Source organism: Streptomyces sp. SBT349 (assembly GCF_001083795.1).
Classification (GTDB): domain Bacteria; phylum Actinomycetota; class Actinomycetes; order Streptomycetales; family Streptomycetaceae; genus Streptomyces.
On the sequence record NZ_LAVK01000503.1, the window covers coordinates 1 to 4,042 of the forward strand.

The following is a 4,042-nucleotide window of genomic DNA, read 5'->3' on the forward strand; positions in this document are numbered from 1 at the left end:
CCGGTGCCGCGGCGGCCCGCGCCTCCGACCCTCATCGACGGGCGCACCTGCCCCCCCGTGGTGTCGTCCGAGCACTGCCCCGGCTGCGACGACAAGGTGGAGTCGCGCGCGCAGCACACCTGCCCGGGGAGCGCCCAGTGATGCCGCGCTGTTCCACGTGCCGAGACGTGGTGCCGCCGCTGACCCCGGTCGCCATCGTGAACGGGAACAGCGGGCCGGGCCGGTCGTACTACGCCTGCCGGGGCTGCCTGGTCGCCGGGCGGCTGATCCCGTTCGCGCTGCACCCCATCGGCTCCCGCGGCACCCGCATGACCTACCCGGACATCGTGCCCGCTGATCTGGTGGCGAGACTCGCCGAATTGGGCGACCGGCCCGACCTCATCGCGCCGGTCGCCCGGCTGATGGACGCCGCCACCCGCACGAAACGCCGCGCGGCCTCGGCGGACGAGCTGCACGCCGCGCACGAACAGGCCCGCACCGCCGTCGCCGACCTGCGCACCGCCGCCCGCGCCAGACACCCGGCCACGCCTGCCACCGAGGTCGCGCGATGACCGCGCCACCGTTGGCCGAGCCACTCCCGCCACTGGACGGGCTGTCCCAGGACCAGGCCACGGGCTGGGCCTGCGCCTGGTGCGATCACGCCATGCTCCCCGGCATGCGGCGCCTCGACCCGGGCGACGACGAGAACAACGCCGGGCTCGAACTGTGGGCCTGCGACCCGCCCTGCGAGGCCGCACCGTGACCACGATCACGCAGACCACGGAGCGAATACCCGAGGTCCCCGGGCTCCGGCCCGAGCAGCAGGAAGGACGGCACTGCGCCCTGTGCGGCCGGTACCTCGGCGCGTGGGCCCGGAAACTCGGCGGCGAACAGGAGTGGCACGGCTACGTGTTCCAGCTGTGGGCCTGCTCGCCACAGTGCCCGCCTCGGCCGATATCCCGCCGCCCTCCCTCCGGCGGCCACCCATAGACCGCCCCCCGTCCGCTCCGAGCTGATTCACACCACCCGGAGGGCAGACGGGGGGCCACAGACTCCCCGCCCGCCCTCCGGGGCGGGCGGGACCCCGAGATTCCCGCCAGAGGAGACCGTTGACCGTGCGAACCCGTCCCCGCCCAGACGTCCGGCACGTCGAGGTGACCGCCGCGACGATACGCACCGGGGAGGGGAAGCCACCTTGATGGTGGTTGATTCTCCAGGGAACTGAGGAAGACGGGGTGCGAATACGGCAGCAGCGATCGAGGTACCGCAGTCCAGGGCCGGTCAGTGTCTCGCCCTCGCCGGGCGGGAATGCCTGAGGGTGTTCCGGCCCCTGCCCGTGCGCCCTGGTCGGCACAGGCGCCCGCGCCTCCACGCTGACCGGCGCCCCACCCGCCGTATGCCCAGCAGCCGGGGCAACCCGGGTCCGTAGTTTCTTTACTGGCTCAAGACCGCGCGCCTACCGGCGCGCGGTCTGCCCCGGCCGCCCTCGTGCGCGCTGCGGCCTTCGGCCGGTCACGCCCGAGCGGCCAGGCCGCCCCACCCCGAACACCACCACACGCCAACCGACACCGCCCCACACCGAAGCGCAGCCAGGCGAGGAAGCCTCGTCACACCCAGCGCCACTATCGCCGGGTGATTTCCTCGGGCCCCTCAAACAAAGAGGGCCTTGCCCCATACCCTGACAGTGTCGAGCTGTTCAGAGAAGGAGCAAGGCCATGCCCTCCGATGCTACCCCGGACCCGTACCTGGAGCCGCTGTCATTCGGACAGCGCATGGAGGTATTGCGCAACCGCCGCGGCATGAGCCGCCCCATCCTTGCCGGCCTCCTGGGCATGTCTCCATCCTGGGTGAAACAGGTCGAGCGCGGCAGGTTGCAGACGCCCAAGCTGTCCATGATCCTGCGTATCGCCGAGGTACTGCGTGTCCGTGACCTCTCCGAGCTGACAGGCTCCCAGACCATGGCCACCGACTTGTTCATCGGCCCCGGCCACACGCGGCTCGCTGCGGTCGCCGAGGTCATCAACGCCTTCCCGCTGCGCTCTGAGGACCGGCAAGCACCACCCCCCGAGCACCTGGCCGCGCGCCTGTCCCGAGCGTGGAAGGCGCGGCACTCCGCGCCCAACCACCGCGAGGTCGTAGGCGCGCTGCTCCCCGGTCTCATCCGGGACGCGCAGCTCACCGCACGACAGGCAGAGACGAGCGCACGGCGGCGCGCGGCACAGGCCGTGCTCGCCGAGACGTACAGCCTCAGCCAGTTCTTCCTGGCGTACCAGCCGGAGTCCGCGCTGCTGTGGCGCGTCGCCGAGCGCGGCATGGTCGCCGCCCAGGAGTCCGAGGACCCGCACGCGATCGGCGTTGCCGCGTGGCTCTTGGCCCAGGCCCACCGCGACGCCGGGCAGGGCCATTTCGACGCCGCGGACGCCATCACCCACGAGACGCTTCGCTACCTGGAGCCGCTGCTGCCGGACGCGGACGATGACGTGTTGGCGATCGCGGGCGCGCTCCAGTTCGAGGCCGGGTACACGGCGGCCCGGCGCGGAGCCGCCGGGGCCGCTTGGAGTTACTGGGACCGCGCCCAAGCGGCAGCCGGTCGGCTACCCGCGAGCTACTACCACCCCGTCACCTCGTTCTCGCAGGCGATCATGGGCGCGCACGCAGTGACCATCGCCGTCGAACTGCACGCCGGGGGCGAGTCGGTGCGACAGGCCGCCGCCACCGAGGTGACGACCATCCCGTCCCGGCCGCGCCGCGCGCGGCACCGCATCGAGGAGGCACGCGGCTACCAGCTCGACGGGCAGGCGGACACGGCCCTCGCCATGCTGGAGCGGGCGCACAAGGCCGCACCGGAGACGATCCGATACAACGGGTACGCCAGAAGGATCGTGCTGGAGGAAGCCGAGTCCCGACAGCCCTCCCGGCGGCAGCGAGCCGCCCGACTCGCAGTGAGTTTGGGCATGCTGACAACCTGAACGCGCGTGCGAGGGACACAGACTGTGCCCCTCCCGCTCCAAGGGCGGCCATACGGTCATCGAACCCGATGACCGAGGAGCGTGTCATGGCACTTGCCCCGCTGCCCGAGCCCGCCCCGTTGCCCCTTTCCGACGAGCCCCCGACACTGATCGACGGGCGCACCTGCCCGCCGGTGACCGCGGGCGTGTGGTGCCCCGGTTGTCGGGGCACCGTCGAGTCGCTGGCGCTACACAAGTGTCCGGAGGGCGCGCGGTGATGCTTGCGAATCTGCGCCTGGTGCCGGTGTGCATCGACTGCCGCGAGCAGATCCGGGAGGCGCGTCCGGTCCCGGTCGCGGTGCACCCCGAAGGCTGGATCCTCACCGTCGGCCCCGACTGCCTGGTCACCGGCCGGTGGATCCCCCTCGCGCAGCGCCCCCCGCTCGGCTCGGGCGAGCCGTTGAACTACCCGCCCGAACCGCACATGCCCGAGCGCCTGATCCGCCGCCTCGCCCACCTCGGCCCCCGCCCCGACCTCCGACCGCTGATAGAACGCGTCGTCTCCGCATGGGCCCTGACCACCCTGAACTGGCTCCTGACGGCGCGCGAGATGGCCCACGCGCAGAGGGAACTCCGAGAGGCCGTCGCAGAGTTGCGCGCCCGGACCCGTGGCAGGCTCCACGCCGTGCCGGACGGGGGTGACCCCTCGTGCGGGGACTCCGCCTGACCACGCCCGACCCCGAGCGCTGGCAGGACGAACGCACCCTGGACCGCTGCTGGATCGGCTGCGACCCCGAGATCAAACAGACGGTCATGTGGGTAGGCCGCGCCACCCTCTCCGGCGCAGCCGGTGACGCCTCAGGAGACGTCTACGCCTGCGACGCCTGCCTCGCCCACCTCTACGCCATGGCCCGCGCCGCCCAGTACGAGCGCGACCGGCCCGAGCACCTCAGGAGCGCCTCGTGACCGCACACGCACCCGGAACGGTCCCCGTACCCCTGGAGGTGGACGTGTACAGCGTCCGCCGGGGCGACGAGGTGATGATCGGCGCGCAGCCGTTCACCGTCCAGGACATGTTCGCCCTGGCCAACGGTCGGCGCCGCCTGGAGTTCACA

At 72.3% G+C, this 4,042-nt stretch carries 5 protein-coding genes; all 5 read left to right on the forward strand.

What is annotated here, in order from left to right; genetic code table 11:
* The first annotated feature begins 140 nt into the window (after positions 1-140).
* The 5 genes from ADY01_RS33680 (at position 141) to ADY01_RS38665 (ending at position 3,893) form a co-directional block, all read left to right on the forward strand.
* Entirely contained in the window at positions 141-551 is a 411-nt protein-coding gene (locus ADY01_RS33680) for a hypothetical protein (RefSeq protein WP_159001599.1), read from the forward strand.
* The gene (locus tag ADY01_RS33685) at positions 548-742 is read left to right on the forward strand and encodes a hypothetical protein (protein WP_049580564.1); all 195 of its coding nucleotides are present in this window, start codon (positions 548-550) and stop codon (positions 740-742) included. Before ADY01_RS33680 ends, ADY01_RS33685 begins: the two co-directional genes overlap by 4 nt.
* 952 nt (positions 743-1,694) lie before the next feature.
* Positions 1,695-2,948, forward strand: coding sequence for a helix-turn-helix domain-containing protein (locus ADY01_RS33690; protein ID WP_049580565.1), 1,254 nt, complete (start codon positions 1,695-1,697; stop codon positions 2,946-2,948).
* A gap of 256 nt (positions 2,949-3,204) precedes the next feature.
* Positions 3,205-3,654: a hypothetical protein gene (locus ADY01_RS38660; RefSeq protein ID WP_049580566.1), complete on the forward strand. Its 450-nt coding sequence runs from the start codon at positions 3,205-3,207 to the stop codon at positions 3,652-3,654.
* On the forward strand, positions 3,636-3,893 hold the full coding sequence (locus tag ADY01_RS38665; protein ID WP_049580567.1) for a hypothetical protein: 258 nt from the start codon (positions 3,636-3,638) through the stop codon (positions 3,891-3,893). Before ADY01_RS38660 ends, ADY01_RS38665 begins: the two co-directional genes overlap by 19 nt.
* Positions 3,894-4,042: the final 149 nt, after the last annotated feature.